We start from the raw sequence: 17,653 nt of genomic DNA on the forward strand, positions 1-17,653 counted from the left end.
GAAAAGATGCGCAGCTAAATATCTGCTTCATCAAATAGTTTTCAACTATGATAATTTATATTTTCGGTTATATGATTCTGCTGGGGATGCTGCTGGTATCCGTTGACAGAAGATGTCCGGTTTATTTGTCCCGGCTGATGTTCTCATTTATGTGTGTTACGCTGTTAGTGTTTTGCGCGCTACGCGGAGACATTGATCCCGATCATCATAGTTATCTGAATATCTACGGCTATATTACTCAGGGGCAGACTTATCTGATTGAGCCTGCCTTCTATTTCTTTACATGGCTTTCTTATTACCTGATTAACAGCCCTGCATTGATTTTTATAGGGTTTGCCTTTATTTCCCTCACGGTAAAACATGAGTTACTGAGAAAGTATAGTCTCTATCCGCTGCTGTCATTGCTGATTTATTACTGCAATTATTATATTTTGCATGATATGACGCAGATACGCATCGGTGTTGCGATTGGTATTGCTTTCGCCGCGATCGTCTGCTGGTTCAGTAACCGGAGATATACCTATTATCTGTTGATCTTCATCTCTTTCCTTTTCCATTATTCCGCACTGATGTTCTTAATTGTGCCATTTTTGCCTAAGGGAAGGGTCAAAAATAAAGAACTTCTGATTTATATTTTTGTGCTGGTCTTTGCATACGTTTTGTATGCTATGAAATTTGGACTTGCGAGTGTGTTCTCCTATATACCTATCGGCTTCGTACAGGAGAAATTCCTTGCCTATAGTGAGGAAACACGCTCGGGAGCCCTGCAGCCAGTCAATGTTTTCAGTATGATGCAGATGCTGAAGCTGGCAGTAATTGCGTTGATATTTTTATTTGCCAATCGCAGATACAGCCACTCTCCGTTTCATAATACAATGTTTCGCTTCTATATTTTTTCTTCTTTATTCTGGGTGATGTTTTTTGATATTCCTGCCTTTAGCATTCGTATATCAGAGTTGTTTGGGTTTTCAGAGGTGTTTCTGCTTCCCTGCCTGATGTCGGTGTCCGCCAAGAAGTCTGTTGGGTTAGGTATAATCATTTCGATAACCCTGTTTATGTTTTATCTTAATATTTATCATAATAAAATTCTTTTGCCGTGGTCGGTATTTTGGGAGTGATGATGAAAGTTTTGCCCGTTATTGTTCTGTACAAAACAAAGCTGAATGGCAGCCAGAGCGTCTGTTCTCTGCTGGCGCAGAATATCGGTGTGCTCGGGATCGATAAAATTTTCGTTTATGATAATTCTCCCGTTGCCAGTCCTCAACAGCCAGGCACCGACGCGGCAGCGGTTGAGGTTATCTATCATCACGATCGGCAGAATTCCGGCGTCAGCCGTGCCTATAACACCGCCGCACGTTACGCCAGTGAACAGGGTTACGACTGGCTGCTGTTGCTCGATCAGGACACCCTGTTACCGGACGGTGCCCTGGAACGTTATCGTGATGCCATGCTGTTGCATCCGCAGCTTCCGCTGTTTGCCCCGGTGCTTAAAACTCAACAAGGGGCGATCTGCTCACCCTGTGAGTACCGCTTCCATCGCGGCTTTTCGCCCAAAGAGGTCCACCGTGGCTTAGCGGACTTTCGGCACTGGGCTCCCATCAACAGCTGTATGATGGTTTCAACTGAAAAACTGCTGGAGGTCGGTGGCTATAATGAACGCGCCTTCCTCGACTTCAGCGATTTTCAGTTTATCGAGCGTTTAAGGAAAAAATATTCCCAATTCTGTATTGTCGACTTTGTCGCAACGCAGGATTTTTCAAATGACACCCGCGATGTTTCCGCGCTTGCGCGTCGTTTTAAACTCTATTGCCAGTGTGCCCTGGGCTGCGAACGTGATTCTGCTCTCGACAGCCTGCAGTATTTGATGATTGTGACGCTGCGAATGCTAAAACTGACCGCGCGCACCCGTAATCTCGATTTCTTGAAGATTTTCATCAAAGGATACATTTTCAGGAGAAGTGAAGAAGTATGATTTCAGTATGTATGGCCACCTATAACGGCGAACACTATATTCACCAACAGCTGCTGAGTATTTTAAAACAACTGGACGAGCATGATGAAGTCATCATTTCCGACGATGGCAGTCAGGACAGTACGTTAGCGGTTATTGCTGCGTTTAACGATCCACGAGTAACGGTTATCAGCCATTCGCGTGACTGGCTGCCGGCTGCCACCCCCGTCATTTCACGGGTGAAAAACAGTTTTTCCTCTGCGCTGGAGAAAGCACAGGGTGAATTTATTTTCCTCTCCGACCAGGACGACGAGTGGCTGGAGGGCCGCGTTGCGGCCGCAGTGGCCGAATTGCAGAGTGGCGCTGACCTGGTGGTCTGCGACTGCAAAGTGGTTGATGACAACCATCAGACGCTGATTAACTCCTGGTATGAATTCATCCCGCCCAGCAAGAGCCTGCTGCGCACGCTGTGGAAGAGCTCTTTCCACGGATGCTGTATGGCCTTTCGCGCCGAGGTATTACGCCGCGCGCTGCCGTTCCCGGACCGGGATATCGGCCATGACACGTGGCTTGGCCTGATGGCCTGCTGGCGGGGAAAAGTAACATTCGTGGCTCAGCCCTATATTCTTTACCGTCGTCACGGCAGCGCGGTAACGCATTGCGGGTTCAAAAGCGAACGCAGTCTGAAAACAAAACTGCTTTATCGTAAAGATCTTATGCTGTCGCTGCTGACAAGGATGGTCAATGCCTAGTATTGCGCATGTCCAGGTTATGCCGAAATTATCCGGCGTACAGAACTTTTCTTTACATATTCTGAAAGATCTGCCCTTTGACGAAAAATATCTTATCTGCTCTGAGGCAGAGCAGGTAGCGGAAGGGCAGCGGGAGGAGTTTATTCAGGCCTTCACCGAGGCCGGCGTAAAAATCATTTGGGCAAAGCACCTGTGCCGATCTACAGGGCCTCACGATCTTGCTGCAACCCTTGAGCTGTGGCAGATATTTCGTCGCTATCGTTTTGACATCGTTCATACCAATTCGACAAAGCCCGGGGTTATCGCCCGTATTGCCGCCAGACTTGCGGGAATTAAAAAGGTCATTCATACCGTGCATGGCATTGCCTTTCATGAGCACGAAAGTCTGCTTAAGAGAGTGTTTTATTACGGTCTTGAAGCATTCGCTCTGCAATTTGGCCATGTTAACGTATCGGTCAATAAGTTCTATCTTCGCTATTATCGCCCGTTTTTCTGGAAAAAGAATTGCTTTATTTATAATGGCATTAATCCTGAGAAGTGGATAAACCAGGCGCCGGTTACTCCCTCGTTATCTGAGGCTGACGGAGGCAAAGCGGCAAAACGGGTCCTGTTTGTCGGCCGGCTCGATACGCAGAAAAACCCCCTGACTGCTATCCGCGCGTTTGCCTGCCTTCTGGGTAAGCTGCCCGGTGCGCATTTCGATATGGTCGGCGATGGTGAACTCAGAGCAGATTGTGAAGCACTGGTGCGTGAACTGGGCATTGAACAACAGGTGACGTTCCACGGCTGGATTGGCAACCCTGAACACTTCTATGCACGCTGTGACGTGTTTTTTTGCCCCTCTCTCTACGAAGCATTCGGTTTTACCTTCACCGAGGCTGCGCTGTTCTCGCGTCCCATCGTCGCTTCTGATGTCGAGGGCATCCCGGAGGTGGTGATCGCCAATAAAATGGGTTTGATATGCAGTGCCGATGACTACGCGGCCCAGGCAGACTGCCTGTATCGCATTCTGACCGACTCTTCACTGGCTGCGGAATTTGGTCGGTTTGGTCGTCAGCACGTTATTGAGCATTTTCCTCTGTCAAACTGCCTGAAACAGTATCTGAAACTCTATACCGATGAATGAATGTTTCCTCAGGGGAAGTGTCAGTTCCGTTTTTCCAGTCGATGAGGCTGAATCGTGATAGCTTTTTGAGAAAAAAAATGGCGGAATGCGTTTTAAACCCCCATAAAATGAGCGTGTTAGTCGATAAATCGCCTTTCATTTTCAGTCAAAATCTATCGCATCAATCACTACCCACTGCACCTAAACCTGAGTTAACATGTTTAGAACATTGACCGCAGTCACATTACTGCAGGAAACATCACGTAGACAGGAGTAGGTATGTCCAAGCAACAGATCGGCGTTGTGGGTATGGCTGTTATGGGCCGTAATCTGGCACTCAACATTGAGAGCCGTGGCTATTCAGTCTCTATCTTCAACCGCTCGCGTGAGAAGACGGACGAAGTGGTTGCTGAGAACCCGGGTAAGAACCTGGTTCCGCATTACACCGTAGAAGAGTTCGTCGACTCCCTGGAAAAACCGCGTCGTATTCTTCTGATGGTGCAGGCCGGTGAAGCGACCGACAAAACCATCGCCTCTCTGACTCCTCACCTGGACAAGGGCGACATTCTGATCGACGGTGGTAACACCTTCTATAAAGACACCATTCGCCGTAACCGCGAGCTGTCTGAGCAGGGCTTCAACTTCATCGGTACCGGCGTTTCCGGCGGTGAAGAGGGCGCGCTGAAGGGTCCGTCAATCATGCCTGGCGGCCAGAAAGAAGCCTACGAGCTGGTAGCACCGATTCTGGATCAGATCGCAGCACGCGCCGAAGGCGAAGCCTGTGTCGCCTATATGGGTCCGGATGGCGCGGGTCACTACGTGAAGATGGTGCATAACGGCATCGAATACGGTGATATGCAGCTGATCGCAGAAGCCTACTCCCTGCTGAAAAATGCCCTGAACCTGAGCAACGACGAGCTGGCGAAAACCTTCAGCGAGTGGAACGAAGGCGAGCTGAGCAGCTACCTGATCGACATCACCAAAGATATCTTCACTAAGAAAGACGAAGAGGGTAACTACCTGGTTGACGTCATTCTGGATGAAGCCGCCAACAAAGGCACCGGCAAATGGACCAGCCAGAGTTCACTGGATCTCGGCGAGCCGCTGTCACTGATCACCGAATCCGTGTTTGCCCGCTACCTCTCCTCGCTGAAAACTCAGCGCGTTGCGGCATCTAAAGTGCTGAGCGGCCCGGCCGTGCAGCCGGTGTCTGGCGATAAAGCCGAGTTCGAAGAGAAAGTGCGTCGTGCACTGTACCTGGGTAAGATCGTCTCTTACGCACAGGGCTTCTCTCAGCTGAAAGCCGCTTCTGAAGAGAACAACTGGGACCTGAACTACGGTGAGATCGCCAAGATCTTCCGTGCGGGCTGCATCATCCGCGCCCAGTTCCTGCAGAAGATCACCGATGCGTACGCCGACAACGCCGACATCGCTAACCTGCTGCTGGCACCGTACTTCAAGAACATCGCCGACGAATACCAGCAGGCGCTGCGTGACGTGGTGGCCTATGCCGTGCAGAACGGTATCCCTACGCCGACCTTCTCTGCCGCTATCGCTTACTACGACAGCTACCGTTCAGCGGTGCTGCCGGCTAACCTGATTCAGGCGCAGCGTGACTACTTCGGTGCTCACACCTACAAGCGTATTGATAAAGACGGTGTGTTCCACACCGAGTGGCTGGACTAATCTGCCATTGACCTCCCGCCGTCCGGCGGGAGGTTTTCTACCTGATTTTTCCGTTTTTATGCAGAATACACTGCTTTATCGCCTTAACTTTTCTACTCTTTTTTTCATCTAAGCACGCTCGCCGTGTTGGCTTTTTTCTCGCTGGAATAATCAATTATGCACCAAGACAATCAAATGTCCGGGTATGCTGCTGCATCCCGTGATTCGACCTATCGTCAGGATGACCTGGACTTGCTGGATGTTATCGCTCAACTATGGCGCGGAAAAATCATTATCCTGTCCACCATGCTGATAGCGCTGTTGCTGGCCTGCGGCTATCTGGCGGTGGTTAAAGAGAAATGGACCTCCAGCGCGATTGTGACGCTGCCCGCGGCCGGACAGGTTGCTAACTATAATGCAGCGCTCAGCGTGCTCTATGAACAGAACCCCAGAGATAAACCTGCTCTGGGCGAGCTCCAGCAACAGTTGTTCGACCGCTTCAGCGCATCGATGAGCGCGCTTGCCAGCGAACTGAAAAATCAGGGCGAGCCACAGTCTCTGACCGTTGAGCCCGTCTCACAGAACAGCAATGATTCGCTGCGGTTTGCCTTTGTTGCCGGTTCAGCAGAAGAGGCGAAAAAAGCGCTTAACGGCTATATCAGTAAAGTGAATGATGACGTCGTCGAAGATTATGGTGCCGATATTCGTCGCAGTCTGAGTGTTAAAACCCGCGAGCTTTCAGACTCGCTGGCAGCGCAGAAACAGGTCGCGCTGGATAAGAAAGAGCAGCGTATGGCGGTGATCAGACAATCGCTGAAAATAGCGGAAGAGGCTAACATTACCCACTCCCAGCTCAGCCAGGCGGAATTCCTGTCGGATGACACGCTGTATCTGCTTGGCGTCTCATCGCTGAAGGCGATGATAGCGAATGAAGATACCCGACCGCTGACTTTTAACGATCTCTATTACGAAACTCAGCGTGCGCTGCTCTCTCTGACACATCTGAAAATTCAGGTGGATAATTTGCAGTCGTTCCGCTTTATCTCTCAGCCCGATACCCCGTTCCGCCGTGACAGCCCTAAGCGTTCGCTGACGCTGCTTCTCGCGCTGGTGTTCGGTGCCGTACTCGGTTCTGCCGTGGTCATCGGCCGCTTTGCCAGCCGCCAGTATCGTCTGCGCGGAAAATAACCATCGCCTGAAAGGGTGCTGTACGCAAAAAGGGCTTCCCGTGATGGGAAGCCCTTTTTTGTTTGGTGGCCGCTTATGGCACCAGCAGCGGACCTTCGCGTTCGGCGTTGCCGCCGGCCAGCCGGGTCACCAGCATCCCGGCGGTGGCGAAACGTACCCAGTGGCGGGCATAGAGCCACCCGCCGAATTCGGCAACCAGCGGGGTCAGCCTGTCGCTGAGCGGATCGAGGATCTCGGCCACCACCTCACCGGGCGCGATCCATTCGCCCACCTCACGGCGGTGCAGGATCACCCCGGCATGCGGTGCAGAGAGGTATTCACAGCCGGCCAGCGGTACCGGCGGGTTCTCCAGCGGCGGCAGCGGCGGGGCGCTGCCCGACAGATACCCGGCGTGGGTCAGCGCGTTAAGGATGGCATCGGCGTCCTGTTCGGCCAGCGCGTGGCTGACGTCGCGCGCGCCGCGCAGCTCCAGCGTCACCGGCAGCAGGCCCGGCGGCAGCGGGAAACGGTCGCCCAGCTCGCGATTAAGGCTGTTCCACAGTTCGGCGCAGGCCTCATCAAACGGCTCGCCGCCGGAGATCTCGGCAATCAGCTGTACCCGGCTGCCGAGGTAGCGCGCCAGCGGTTCGATGGCGGGCCAGGCCTGCGGGGTGGTGTAGAGGTGCGGCAGCGACTCCCAGTCGCAGTGCAGGTCGATCATCAGATCGGCCTGGCAGGCCATCTGCATCAGCACCTGGCGCTGCGAGTCCAGCTCGGTGAGCGGCGGCTGCTGGCTGAACCAGTCGCTGATTGCCTGGCGGATCAGCTGGCGGTTCTGCTCCACGTCCTGGGTCAGTACCGGGGCCAGCAGGGCGGCGATGGCTTTGCCCGGTAACGGATACTGCCGGTTAAAGTCCTGTCCCGACGGCAGGTGAAAACGCCCGAGGTGGGTGCCGTGCAGGTGCTGGCCGAGGGCGATCGGGTTCGCCACCGGCACCAGGGTAATCTGCGCGGCGACGCGGCCGGCGGCTTCCATCGCCTGCAGCTTGTTTTTCAGGTACCAGGCGACGGTAACGCCCGGCAGTTCGTCGCCGTGCAGCCCGGCCTGGATATAGACCTGACGCGCGCCGGGCTCGCCAAAGTGGTAGCTGATAATGTCGCGCTGCGTCCCCAGCGAGGCGCTGAGCAGCGGATGATGGCGTTGTTGCATAGAGAGCCTTCAGGTAAGAAAAGGCCGCGCGCGGGGCGCGGCCGGCAGATTACTTCTGCTGGATAGAGATGTCGGTGGCGAAGTACTTCTTCTGGATGGTGTCGAAGGTGCCGTTTTTCTTGATCTCGGCAAAGGCACCGTCGATAGCATTTTTCAGCTCGGTATCGCCCTTACGCAGGCCAATCGCGGTGCCCGGGCCGATAATCGGATCTTCGACAATCGGGCCGGCCAGCGCAAAGTCCTGCCCCTGCGGCTGCTTCAGGAAGCCAATCGCGGCCTGGGCGGCGTCGGTAAACACCACGTCAAGGCGGCCGGCAACCAGGTCGCTCTCCACCTGCGCCTGATCACCGTAAGGCACCACGTTAACGCCGTGCGGCTGCCATTTTGCCAGCGCGTAGCGCTCCTGCACCGTCCCCTGCTGCACGCCAACGGTTTTACCCTTCAGCGATTCGGCGGTCGGCAGCACGCCGCTGCCTTTACGGGCGATCAGCTGCGCGTGGGTGTCATACAGCGGTACGCTGAAGTCGATCTGTTTCAGACGCTCTTCGGTGATGCCCATATCGGAGAGGATGGCGTCGAACTTACGTGCCTTCAGCGCCGGGATAATACCGTCGAACTGGCTCTCCACCCAGACGCACTTCGCCTGCAGCTGTGCGCACAGCGCGTTGCCAAGGTCGATATCAAAACCGACCAGCTTGCCGTCGGCGGTTTTTGACTCAAACGGCGGGTAGGTCGGGTCGACGGCGAAGCGGATCTGATCGATTTTGGCCTGTGCGCCGAAGGAACAGACGGCCAGCAGGGAGAGGGCTGCGGCCTGGCGCAGACGGGTTGTCAGTGATGTGTTTGCCATAATTGCTATTATTCTCAGACTCTTTGATACGGCCAGACAGAGTAACCGCTGGCGGCAGTGCTGAAAACCCTTTATGCGCAAAATGCATGTTGAACGGCGGCTCGCGCTGGTACCGCCATCGGTTCGGCAGCCGCAGGAACGTCGCCGGGCGTTAACCCGTTGAGTGGAGAGCAGGGGGGAAGGGGGGCCAGGCTCTTGCCGGCGATGGCAAAAAAGCGGGGCGCAGAACGCGCCCCACAGGATTACTTATGACGCTGACGCAGATTCTCAATAATCGTCGACAGGTTCAGATCCTGATCCTGCAGCAGCACCAGCAGGTGATAGATCAGGTCAGAGGCTTCATTGGTCAGCTCGTGACGGTCGTTCACCGTGGCCGCCAGCGCGGTCTCCACGCCCTCTTCACCAACCTTCTGCGCGATGCGCTTGGTGCCGCTGGCGTACAGCTTCGCGGTATAAGAGCTTTCCGGGTCAGCGTGCTTGCGTTCGGCCAGCAGCTGCTCCAGCTGGTAAAGGAAGGTCCAGTCCGCCGCCGCCGGCGAGAAGCAGCTGGACGTGCCGAGGTGGCAGGTAGGCCCCACCGGGTTAACCAGCAGCAGCAGCGTGTCGTTATCGCAGTCCGGGGTGATGCTGACCACGTTAAGGAAGTGCTCAGAGGTTTCACCCTTGGTCCACAGGCGCTGTTTGGTACGTGACCAGAAGGTCACCTTACCGGTGGCCAGGGTTTTCTCCAGCGCGTCCTGATTCATATAACCGTGCATCAATACTTCACCGGACACGGCGTGCTGCACGATGGCCGGCATCATGCCGTCCGTTTTTACCCAGTCCAGCCGGGCCAGCTGTTGTTCTGTTAACACGCGCGGATCTCCACACCTTGTTCAATCAGGAACGCTTTCAGTTCACCGATATTGATAATCTGTTTATGGAATACGGACGCGGCCAGCGCGCCGTCCACGTCGGCATCGCGGAACGCTTCATGGAAGTGCTCCATGGTGCCGGCACCGCCGGAGGCGATCAGCGGCACCTTGCACGCTGCACGTACCTTCTGCAGCTGCAGCAGGTCGTAGCCGTTACGCACGCCGTCCTGGTTCATCATATTCAGTACGATTTCACCGGCACCGCGTTTCTGCACTTCCTGCACCCAGTCGAGGGTTTCCCACTGGGTTACGCGGGTACGGCTCTCATCGCCGGTGTACTGATTGACGTGGTATTTGCCGGTCTCCGCATCGTACCAGGTATCAATACCGACCACGATGCACTGCACGCCAAAGCGGTCCGCCAGCCGGGTGATCAGCTCCGGGTCGGCCAGCGCCGGGGAGTTGATCGAGATTTTATCCGCGCCGTAAGATAGCAGCAGCGCCGCGTCTTCCACCGACTTAATGCCGCCCGCCACGCAGAACGGGATATCAATCACTTCCGCCACGCGCGAGATCCAGCTCTTGTCGACCACGCGGCCGTCGGACGAGGCGGTGATATCATAAAATACCAGCTCGTCCGCGCCTTCCTGGGCATAGCGCTGCGCCAGCGGCACGATATCGCCGATGATTTCGTGATTGCGGAACTGCACGCCTTTGACCACCTGGCCGTCGCGCACGTCGAGGCAGGGGATTATCCGTTTTGCCAGCATGAGATTGCCTCCGCGGTAGTGAATTTCTCTTCCAGCAGGGCGCGACCGACGATCACCCCCTGCGCGCCGCTGCCGCGCAGGGCGGCGATGTCGTCCAGCGAACCGATGCCGCCGGAAGACTGGAACGCGATCTGCGGGAAGCGTGCGGACACTTCCTGATACAGCGCCACGTTAGAGCCGCTGAGCGTGCCGTCACGCGAAATATCGGTGCACAGCACGTGCTTCAGGCCGAACGGCAGGAACTGTTCAATCACCTCTTCCAGGGTGATGCCGCCGGCTTCCTGCCAGCCGCTGATCGCCACCTCTTTGCGGTTGTTCGCATCAATGCGCACGTCCAGCGCCAGCACGATCGCTTCCGCGCCGTACTGCTTAAACCAGCGCTGCACCTCTTCCGGCTGCTTCACCGCGGTGGAGCCGACCACCACGCGGCTGGCGCCGGCATTCAGCAGCGCCTCCACGTCCTGTGCGGTGCGGATGCCGCCGCCAACCTGCACCGGCACGCTGACGCCCGCCAGCAGGCGGGTCAGCAGCGGGATCTGCCGCGCCGCCGGGTCTTTCGCGCCGGTCAGATCCACCAGGTGCAGCAGCTGTGCGCCCTGCGCCTCGTACGCCTGCAGGCGCGGCAGCGGATCGCTGCCGTAGTCGCGCTGCTGGCCGTAATCACCCTGATGCAGCCGCACCACCTTGCCATCAATTAAATCTAACGCCGGAATAATCATGCCGGTTACATCTCCAGGAAGTTTTTCAGCAGCTGCGCGCCGGCGGCACCGGAGCGTTCGGGGTGGAACTGCACGCCAAAGAAGTTATCTTTCTGCACCGCGGCGGTAAAGGCTTCACCATAGTTGCACTGGGCGATGGTGTGCGCGTTCACCGGCATCGCGTAGCCGTGCACGAAGTAGAAGTAGGCGCCGTCGTCAATGCCGCGGAACAGGTGGTTGCCCGCCTGCGAAGTGATCTGGTTCCAGCCCATATGCGGCAGCGGCAGGCCCAGGTCCTGCATCTTATCCACCGACTGGTCGATGATACCGAGCGTCGGCACGCCGCCGCTCTCATCGCTGCCGGAGCCGAGCAGCTGCATGCCGAGGCAGATCCCCAGCACCGGCTGGGTACAGGCTTTGATCAGCTCGATCAGATTGCGCTCGCGCAGCTGATCCATCGCCGCCTGGGCGGTGCCGACGCCCGGCAGAAACAGCTTATCGGCGTTGAGCACGATATCGGCTTCGCGGCTGACCTGCGGGTCGTAGCCCAGCCGCTGGATCGCCCACTTCACCGACGACAGGTTAGCGCAGCCGGTATCGAGGATCACCACGTCCATTACAGCACTCCTTTCGAGCTGGGCAGGGTGTTACCCTCCACGCGGATCGCCTGGCGCAGGGTGCGGCCGAAGGCTTTAAACAGGCTTTCGACGCGGTGGTGGTCGTTTTTGCCTTTGGTACGCAGGTGCAGGGTGCTGGCCATCGAGTAGGAGAGCGAGCTAAAGAAGTGCTCGACCATCTCGGTGCTCAGGTCGCCGACGCGCTGGTAGCTGAACTCGGCTTTATATTCGAGGTGCGGGCGGCCGGAGATGTCCAGCGCGCAGCGCGCCAGGCACTCGTCCATCGGCAGCACGAAGCCAAAACGGCCGATGCCGCGCTTGTCGCCCAGCGCCTTCAGCAGCGCCTCGCCCAGCGCCAGGCCGGTGTCTTCCACGGTGTGGTGATCGTCGATGTACAGGTCGCCCTTAACGTCGATGTTCATACGGAAACCGCCGTGGGTGCAGATCTGATCGAGCATATGGTCAAAGAAGCCGACGCCGGTGTTGATCCTGCTGTCACCTTCACGATCCAGCCACACTTCCACCTTAATCTGCGTCTCTTTGGTATTGCGGTTAACCAGCGCGTAGCGGTCGCGCTTTGTCAGCTGCTGCTGAATGCTGCTCCAGCTCACGCCGTCTTTGCCGTACAGCAGGCCGGTAATGCCCATGTTTTCCGCCAGCTGCACGTCGGTGGCGCGGTCGCCGATCACATAGCTGCTGGCGGTGTCCAGCGCGCCTTCGGCCAGCCAGGCTTCGACCATTTTCGTCTTCGGCTTGCGGCAGTCGCAGCCGTCTTCCGGCTTGTGCGGGCAGATCAGCACCTCGTCAAACTTCACGCCCTGCGAGCTGAGGATCTGCATCATCAGATCGTGCGGGCCGTCGAAGTCAGCCTGCGGGAAGCTGTCGGTGCCCAGTCCGTCCTGGTTGGTGATCATCACCAGCTTAAAGCCGGCGGTCTGCAGCGCCAGCAGGGCCGGGATCACGTCCGGCTCAAACGCCAGCTTGTCCATGCGGTCAACCTGATAATCTTCCGGCGGCTCAGAGATGATGGTGCCATCGCGATCGATAAAAAGGACTTTCTGACTCATGCTTGCTCCGTCGACCCGGCAGCACCGGGCAGGTTTTTAAGGGCGGCGACCACGCGGTCGCACTCTTCACGGGTACCGATGGAGATGCGCAGGCATCCGGCCAGACCCGGCTGTTTGTTTTGGTCACGCAGAATAATGCCCTGGTCCCACAGCGATTTAAACACCGCGCTGGAGGCCGCGAAGCGCGCCAGAATATAGTTGGTGTCGCTGCTGAACACCTGCTCGACGATATCGAGGGTGCGCAGGTCGGCAATCAGCTGTTCACGGTTGGCAATCAGCTGCGCCACGTGCTCGCGCATCAGCGCAATGCCCTGGTCGCTCAGCGCCTGGCCGGCGATATCCGCCACCGGGGTGGAGAGCGGGTAAGGGGCGATCACCTTCATCAGCAGCGCGATCACCTCGGCGCTGGCCAGGGTAAAGCCGCAGCGCAGGCCTGCCAGCGCAAAGGCTTTCGACAGCGTGCGCAGCACCACCAGGTGCGGATAGTCCTTCAGCCAGCCGCTCAGCGAGGCCTGCGGGCAGAACTCAATATAGGCTTCATCGGCCACCACCAGCGCTTTACCGCGGGTCATCTCCAGCAGCTGACGGATGTCGTCCGGGTTGACCAGATTGCCGGTCGGATTGTTCGGGCTGCAGACGTAGACCAGCTTAACACCGTCCAGCTGGTCGGCGATGGCCGGCAGGTTCAGCTGCCAGTCTTCGCCGGCCTCAACCGTGCGGTACTCGATGCCGATGGTTTCGGCGCTGACGCTGTACATGCCGTAGGTCGGCGGGCAGAACAGCACCGCGTCTTTGCCCGGCTCGCAGAAGGCGCGCATCAGCAGCTCGATGCCTTCATCGGCACCGCGACTCACCAGCACCTGGTCGGCGTTCAGCCCGGCGTAGGCGGCGTAACGCTCGATCACCAGCTTCGGCTGGCACTCCGGGTAGCGGTTCAGCGTCTGCTGGCTCAGTTCAAACGGCACCGCCAGCGGGTATTCATTGGCGTTCAGCCAGACGTCGCCGTTGCCGCCGAGGCGGCGCGCGGACTGGTACGGGGTCAGCGCGCGCACGTTGGCGCGGGCCAGGTTCTCAATCGCACTCATCACTGCTCCTTCAGCGCGGCAACGCGCAGCGTAACGGCATTCTTGTGGGCGACCAGCTGTTCGGCGGCGGCCAGCGTTTCAATGGTGGCGGCGAGGCCGAGGAACCCGGCGGGCGTCAGCTCCTGCACCGTCATGCGCTTCTGGAAATCGGCCAGCCCGAGGCTGGAGCTGGTCGCCGTGTAGCCGTAGGTCGGCAGCACGTGGTTGGTACCGGAGGCGTAGTCGCCCGCCGACTCCGGCGACCAGTCGCCGAGGAACACCGACCCGGCGCTGGTAATGCGGTCGACCAGATCGCGCGCCTGGCGGGTCTGAATAATCAGATGCTCCGGCCCGTAGCGGTTGCTGATCGCCACGCACTCGTCCAGGTCGCGCAGCACGATCAGGCGGCTGCTCTCGAGGGCTTTGGCGGCGGTGGCCGCACGCGGCAGGGTCTGCAGCTGACGGGCCACGGCGTCGGCCACGGCTTCGGCCATCGCCAGCGACGGGGTCAGCAGGATCACCTGTGAATCCGGCCCGTGCTCGGCCTGCGACAGCAGGTCAGAGGCGACGAAATCCGGGGTTGCACCCTCATCGGCGATCACCAGCACTTCCGACGGCCCGGCCGGCATATCGATCGCCGCGCCGTCGAGACGCTGGCTCACCTGGCGTTTGGCTTCGGTAACGTACGCGTTGCCCGGCCCGAAGATTTTATCCACTTTCGGCACCGACTCGGTGCCGAGCGCCAGCGCGGCAATCGCCTGCGCGCCGCCCACCTGGAACACCTCCTGCACGCCGCACAGCTGCGCGGCGTAGAGGATCTCATCGGCGATCGGCGGCGGCGAACAGAGCACTACGCGGCCACAGCCGGCGATGCGCGCCGGGGTGGCCAGCATCAGCACCGTGGAGAACAGCGGCGCAGAGCCGCCGGGAATATACAGGCCCACCGAAGCCACCGGACGGGTAATCTGCTGGCAGCGCACGCCGGGCTGGGTTTCGATATCCACCACCGGCAGCTGCTGCGCCACGTGGAACTTATCGATATTCGCTACCGCAACCGCCATCGCCTGTTTGATCTCATCGCCGAGCCTTGCAGCGGCGTCGGCAATCTGCTGCTCGCTGACGCGCAGCTGGTCCACCTCGGTCTTATCAAAGGTGGCGCTGTAGTAGCGCAGCGCGTCGTCGCCCTCGGCTTTCACCTTCTCGAGGATGCCGCGTACCGTGCTGCTGATGCTGTCGGAAGCCGCCAGCGCCGGGCGCTGCAGCAGCGCCTGCTGCTGCTCTGCGCTGCACTCCTGCCAGATTACGGGGGTCATCACGATTGACATCGGCTTACTCCATCATCTTCTCAATCGGCAGCACCAGAATTGAACTGGCACCCAGCGACTTCAGCTTCTCCATGGTCTCCCAGAACAGCGTTTCGCTGCTGACCATGTGCATCGCCACGCGGCTCTTGTCGCCGGCCAGCGGCAGCACGGTAGGGCGTTCGGCGCCCGGCAGCAGGGTGATGATCTCTTCCAGACGGTCGCTCGGCGCGTGCAGCATGATGTACTTCGACTCACGCGCCTGAATCACGCCCTGAATACGGGTCATCATTTTGTCGATCAGTTCCTGCTTGTTGGCCGGCATTTCGCCGTCGCGCTGGATCAGGCAGGCTTTCGAGCGGTAGATCACTTCCACTTCACGCAGGCCGTTGGCCTCCAGCGTGGCACCGGTGGAGACCAGATCGCAGATCGCGTCGGCCAGGCCGGCACGTGGAGCAACTTCAACTGAGCCGTTCAGCAGGCAGGATTTGAAGCTGACGCCTTTCTCATCGAGGTACTTTTTCAGCAGGTGCGGATAAGAGGTGGCGATGCGGGTGTTGTGCAGGCACTCGGGGCCGGTGTATTCGTCATCGACCGACATCGCCAGCGACAGGCGGCAGCCGCCAAAATCAAGGCGGCGCAGGGTGGTGTAACGCGGATCCTCGCCCTGGGAGCGGCGGGTCAGCAGCTCCTCTTCCAGCACGTTCTCACCAATAATACCGAGGTCAACCACGCCGTCCATCACCAGGCCGGGAATATCGTCATCGCGCACGCGCAGAATATCAATCGGCATGTTCTCGGCGAAGGCGATCAGGCGCTGCTGCTGTAAGTTGATTTTGATACCGCAGCGGGCGAGTAATTCGCGTGAATCATCGCTTAAACGGCCTGATTTCTGCATAGCTATGCGTAAACGGGTGTTATCTAACATCGGTTAATCTTCCTTTTCCTGTCTGATCTTGTGGTGTTTGCTTCGCGCTCAACGTCTTGACTCTGCGTTCTGGCGGCGATTTAAATCAAAAAAAAAGCCCCCGGAAGGTGATCTTCCGGGGGCTGAGTTCGCGTTCTGCACCGCTGGAAGATCCTGAACGTCTCCCAGCACACATCGCCTGAAAGACTAGTCAGGGTGATGGTGGTGATGATGGTTAAACTGAACGCGGGTCATAGTAATCTCTTTGCATGAATGTCTATTCATATCGTGACAAATAACCTACCCAGAATAGCGTCCCCGCGCAACCCTTTTTTGTTAACGGCGGAAAGATTCTCTCATCAACTGTCGGTTGTCACCCGGCGGTGGCTGGCGTAGCCTGAACGGGCAACGGCGAAAATCACAGGAGCCAGGATGAAAAAGGTCGCGATAGTAGGGCTTGGATGGCTGGGCATGCCGCTGGCGTTGTCGCTGACGGCGACGGGCTGGCTGGTGAGCGGCAGCAAAACCACGGCGGACGGCGTGGAGGCGGCACGCATGTGTGGCATTGACGGCTATCAGCTGTCGCTGAACCCGGAGATCGTCTGCGAGGCGGACGATCTGGCGGCGCTGCTCGACGTCGACGCGCTGGTGATTACCCTGCCGGCCAGTCGTACGGCCGCCGGCGGTGAAAACTACCTGCTGGCGGTGCAGCAGCTGGTGGACAGCGCGCTGGCGGCGGGGGTGCCGCACCTGGTGTTTACCAGTTCGACTTCGGTGTACGGCGACCGGCCGGGGTTGACCGATGAAAACAGCCCGTTAACGCCGGTGACGGTGGCCGGGCACACGCTGCAGGATCTGGAGAGCTGGCTTCATCAGCTGCCAAATACCTCCGTCGATATTCTGCGGCTGGCCGGGCTGGTCGGCCCCGCGCGCCATCCGGGGCGCTTCCTCGCCGGCAAAGAGGGGCTGAGCAACGGCGCACAAGGGGTTAACCTGGTGCACCTGGAAGATGTGGTTGAGGCCATCCGCCTGCTGCTGACCACGCCGGGCGGCGGGCGCATCTACAACCTCAGCGCGCCGCTACACCCCGCCCGCCAGCAGTTCTACCCGGAAGTGGCCCGCCAGCTGGGGCTGACGCCGCCGACCTTTGTTGCCGATAGCGCCACCCACAACGGTGGCAAGCTGATCGACGGCAGCAAAATCTGCCGCGAACTGGGCTTCAGCTATCGCTACCCCGATCCGGGCAAAATGCCGCTGGCCTGAACTGCGTACGGCGTCAGCGCCGCGCCCGGTTGCGGAGCAGCACGACCATTCATGCAGCCGGTCACCCGCTGCGCACCGGCTGGCCCGGCCTGGTGCCGGGCGGGTGGTGATGCGGCGTCATACCCCCAGCCGGTCGCGCAGCGCATACCAGGCCGCGCCGATGGCGGTCAGCGGTACGCGCAGGCGGCGCCCACCGGGGAACGGCAGATGGGGCAGGCCAGCGAAGGCGTCGAAGCGCTCTGCGTCGCCTCTGAGCGCTTCGGCGATCAGCCTGCCGGCCAGGTGGGTAAGGGTAACGCCGTGGCCGCTGTCGCCCTGCATAGCGTACACGCCGTTCTCCAGCCGGCTGAACTGCGGCATGCGCGACAGCGTCAGCAGGAAGTTGCCGCTCCAGGCGTAATCAAATTTTACG

General features: G+C 58.4%; 18 protein-coding genes, 1 pseudogene and 1 other annotated feature. Of the genes and pseudogenes, 7 read left to right on the forward strand and 12 right to left on the reverse strand.

Going from position 1 to position 17,653, the window contains the following annotated elements; genetic code table 11:
* Positions 1-47 precede the first annotated feature (47 nt).
* The 6 genes from NV64_RS19045 (at position 48) to wzzB (ending at position 6,661) form a co-directional block, all read left to right on the forward strand.
* On the forward strand, positions 48-1,118 hold the full coding sequence (locus NV64_RS19045; RefSeq protein ID WP_101506560.1) for an EpsG family protein: 1,071 nt from the start codon (positions 48-50) through the stop codon (positions 1,116-1,118).
* A gap of 2 nt (positions 1,119-1,120) precedes the next feature.
* Entirely contained in the window at positions 1,121-1,972 is an 852-nt protein-coding gene (locus NV64_RS19050; protein ID WP_158239910.1) for a glycosyltransferase, read from the forward strand.
* On the forward strand, positions 1,969-2,703 hold the full coding sequence (locus NV64_RS19055; protein WP_101506561.1) for a glycosyltransferase: 735 nt from the start codon (positions 1,969-1,971) through the stop codon (positions 2,701-2,703). Before NV64_RS19050 ends, NV64_RS19055 begins: the two co-directional genes overlap by 4 nt.
* Positions 2,696-3,829, forward strand: coding sequence for a glycosyltransferase family 4 protein (locus NV64_RS19060; RefSeq protein WP_101506562.1), 1,134 nt, complete (start codon positions 2,696-2,698; stop codon positions 3,827-3,829). The genes NV64_RS19055 and NV64_RS19060 overlap by 8 nt, the downstream gene beginning before the upstream one ends.
* Before the next feature lie 258 nt (positions 3,830-4,087).
* The gene (gene gndA, locus NV64_RS19065) at positions 4,088-5,494 is read left to right on the forward strand and encodes an NADP-dependent phosphogluconate dehydrogenase (protein ID WP_056233244.1); all 1,407 of its coding nucleotides are present in this window, start codon (positions 4,088-4,090) and stop codon (positions 5,492-5,494) included.
* A 156-nt stretch (positions 5,495-5,650) separates the two neighbouring features.
* Positions 5,651-6,661: an LPS O-antigen chain length determinant protein WzzB gene (wzzB, locus tag NV64_RS19070; RefSeq protein WP_101506563.1), complete on the forward strand. Its 1,011-nt coding sequence runs from the start codon at positions 5,651-5,653 to the stop codon at positions 6,659-6,661.
* 73 nt (positions 6,662-6,734) lie between these two features.
* Here the strand turns inward: wzzB and NV64_RS19075 are convergent, their stop codons facing one another.
* The 11 genes from NV64_RS19075 to hisL form a co-directional block, all read right to left on the reverse strand.
* On the reverse strand, positions 6,735-7,850 hold the full coding sequence (locus tag NV64_RS19075) for a succinylglutamate desuccinylase/aspartoacylase family protein (RefSeq protein ID WP_101506564.1): 1,116 nt from the start codon (positions 7,848-7,850) through the stop codon (positions 6,735-6,737).
* Between the two features lie 49 nt (positions 7,851-7,899).
* Positions 7,900-8,700: an ABC transporter substrate-binding protein gene (locus NV64_RS19080; protein ID WP_101506565.1), complete on the reverse strand. Its 801-nt coding sequence runs from the start codon at positions 8,698-8,700 to the stop codon at positions 7,900-7,902.
* A gap of 242 nt (positions 8,701-8,942) precedes the next feature.
* Positions 8,943-9,554 (reverse strand): bifunctional phosphoribosyl-AMP cyclohydrolase/phosphoribosyl-ATP diphosphatase HisIE, encoded by a 612-nt coding sequence (gene hisIE, locus NV64_RS19085; RefSeq protein WP_101506566.1) that lies wholly within the window; start codon positions 9,552-9,554, stop codon positions 8,943-8,945.
* Positions 9,548-10,324 carry an imidazole glycerol phosphate synthase subunit HisF gene (gene hisF / locus NV64_RS19090; protein WP_056233235.1) on the reverse strand — a complete coding sequence of 259 codons (777 nt, stop codon included), beginning with the start codon at positions 10,322-10,324 and terminating at the stop codon, positions 9,548-9,550. Before hisF ends, hisIE begins: the two co-directional genes overlap by 7 nt.
* On the reverse strand, positions 10,306-11,043 hold the full coding sequence (hisA, locus tag NV64_RS19095; RefSeq protein WP_056233233.1) for a 1-(5-phosphoribosyl)-5-[(5-phosphoribosylamino)methylideneamino]imidazole-4-carboxamide isomerase: 738 nt from the start codon (positions 11,041-11,043) through the stop codon (positions 10,306-10,308). Before hisA ends, hisF begins: the two co-directional genes overlap by 19 nt.
* A 5-nt stretch (positions 11,044-11,048) precedes the next feature.
* Positions 11,049-11,639, reverse strand: coding sequence for an imidazole glycerol phosphate synthase subunit HisH (gene hisH / locus NV64_RS19100; RefSeq protein WP_056233231.1), 591 nt, complete (start codon positions 11,637-11,639; stop codon positions 11,049-11,051).
* On the reverse strand, positions 11,639-12,706 hold the full coding sequence (hisB, locus tag NV64_RS19105; RefSeq protein ID WP_056233229.1) for a bifunctional histidinol-phosphatase/imidazoleglycerol-phosphate dehydratase HisB: 1,068 nt from the start codon (positions 12,704-12,706) through the stop codon (positions 11,639-11,641). The genes hisH and hisB overlap by 1 nt, the downstream gene beginning before the upstream one ends.
* Entirely contained in the window at positions 12,703-13,791 is a 1,089-nt protein-coding gene (gene hisC / locus NV64_RS19110) for a histidinol-phosphate transaminase (protein WP_056233227.1), read from the reverse strand. Before hisC ends, hisB begins: the two co-directional genes overlap by 4 nt.
* Positions 13,791-15,095 (reverse strand): histidinol dehydrogenase, encoded by a 1,305-nt coding sequence (hisD, locus tag NV64_RS19115; protein ID WP_101506568.1) that lies wholly within the window; start codon positions 15,093-15,095, stop codon positions 13,791-13,793. The genes hisC and hisD overlap by 1 nt, the downstream gene beginning before the upstream one ends.
* A gap of 4 nt (positions 15,096-15,099) precedes the next feature.
* On the reverse strand, positions 15,100-15,999 hold the full coding sequence (gene hisG / locus NV64_RS19120) for an ATP phosphoribosyltransferase (protein ID WP_056233224.1): 900 nt from the start codon (positions 15,997-15,999) through the stop codon (positions 15,100-15,102).
* Positions 16,000-16,087: 88 nt separating this feature from the next.
* Positions 16,088-16,210, reverse strand: a sequence feature (His leader region).
* Positions 16,186-16,233 (reverse strand): his operon leader peptide, encoded by a 48-nt coding sequence (gene hisL / locus NV64_RS19125; protein ID WP_100396937.1) that lies wholly within the window; start codon positions 16,231-16,233, stop codon positions 16,186-16,188. It overlaps the preceding feature by 25 nt.
* Positions 16,234-16,410: 177 nt before the next feature.
* Between hisL and NV64_RS19130 the strand changes: the two genes are divergently transcribed.
* Positions 16,411-17,241, forward strand: coding sequence for an SDR family oxidoreductase (locus NV64_RS19130; RefSeq protein ID WP_101506569.1), 831 nt, complete (start codon positions 16,411-16,413; stop codon positions 17,239-17,241).
* 117 nt (positions 17,242-17,358) lie between these two features.
* On the opposite strand, the pseudogene NV64_RS19135 reads toward NV64_RS19130, so the two are convergent.
* Positions 17,359-17,653 (reverse strand): annotated as a pseudogene (locus NV64_RS19135) (FAD-binding oxidoreductase); the annotation flags it as partial.

The organism is Erwinia sp. B116 (assembly GCF_002865965.1).
Classification (GTDB): Bacteria; Pseudomonadota; Gammaproteobacteria; order Enterobacterales; family Enterobacteriaceae; genus Erwinia.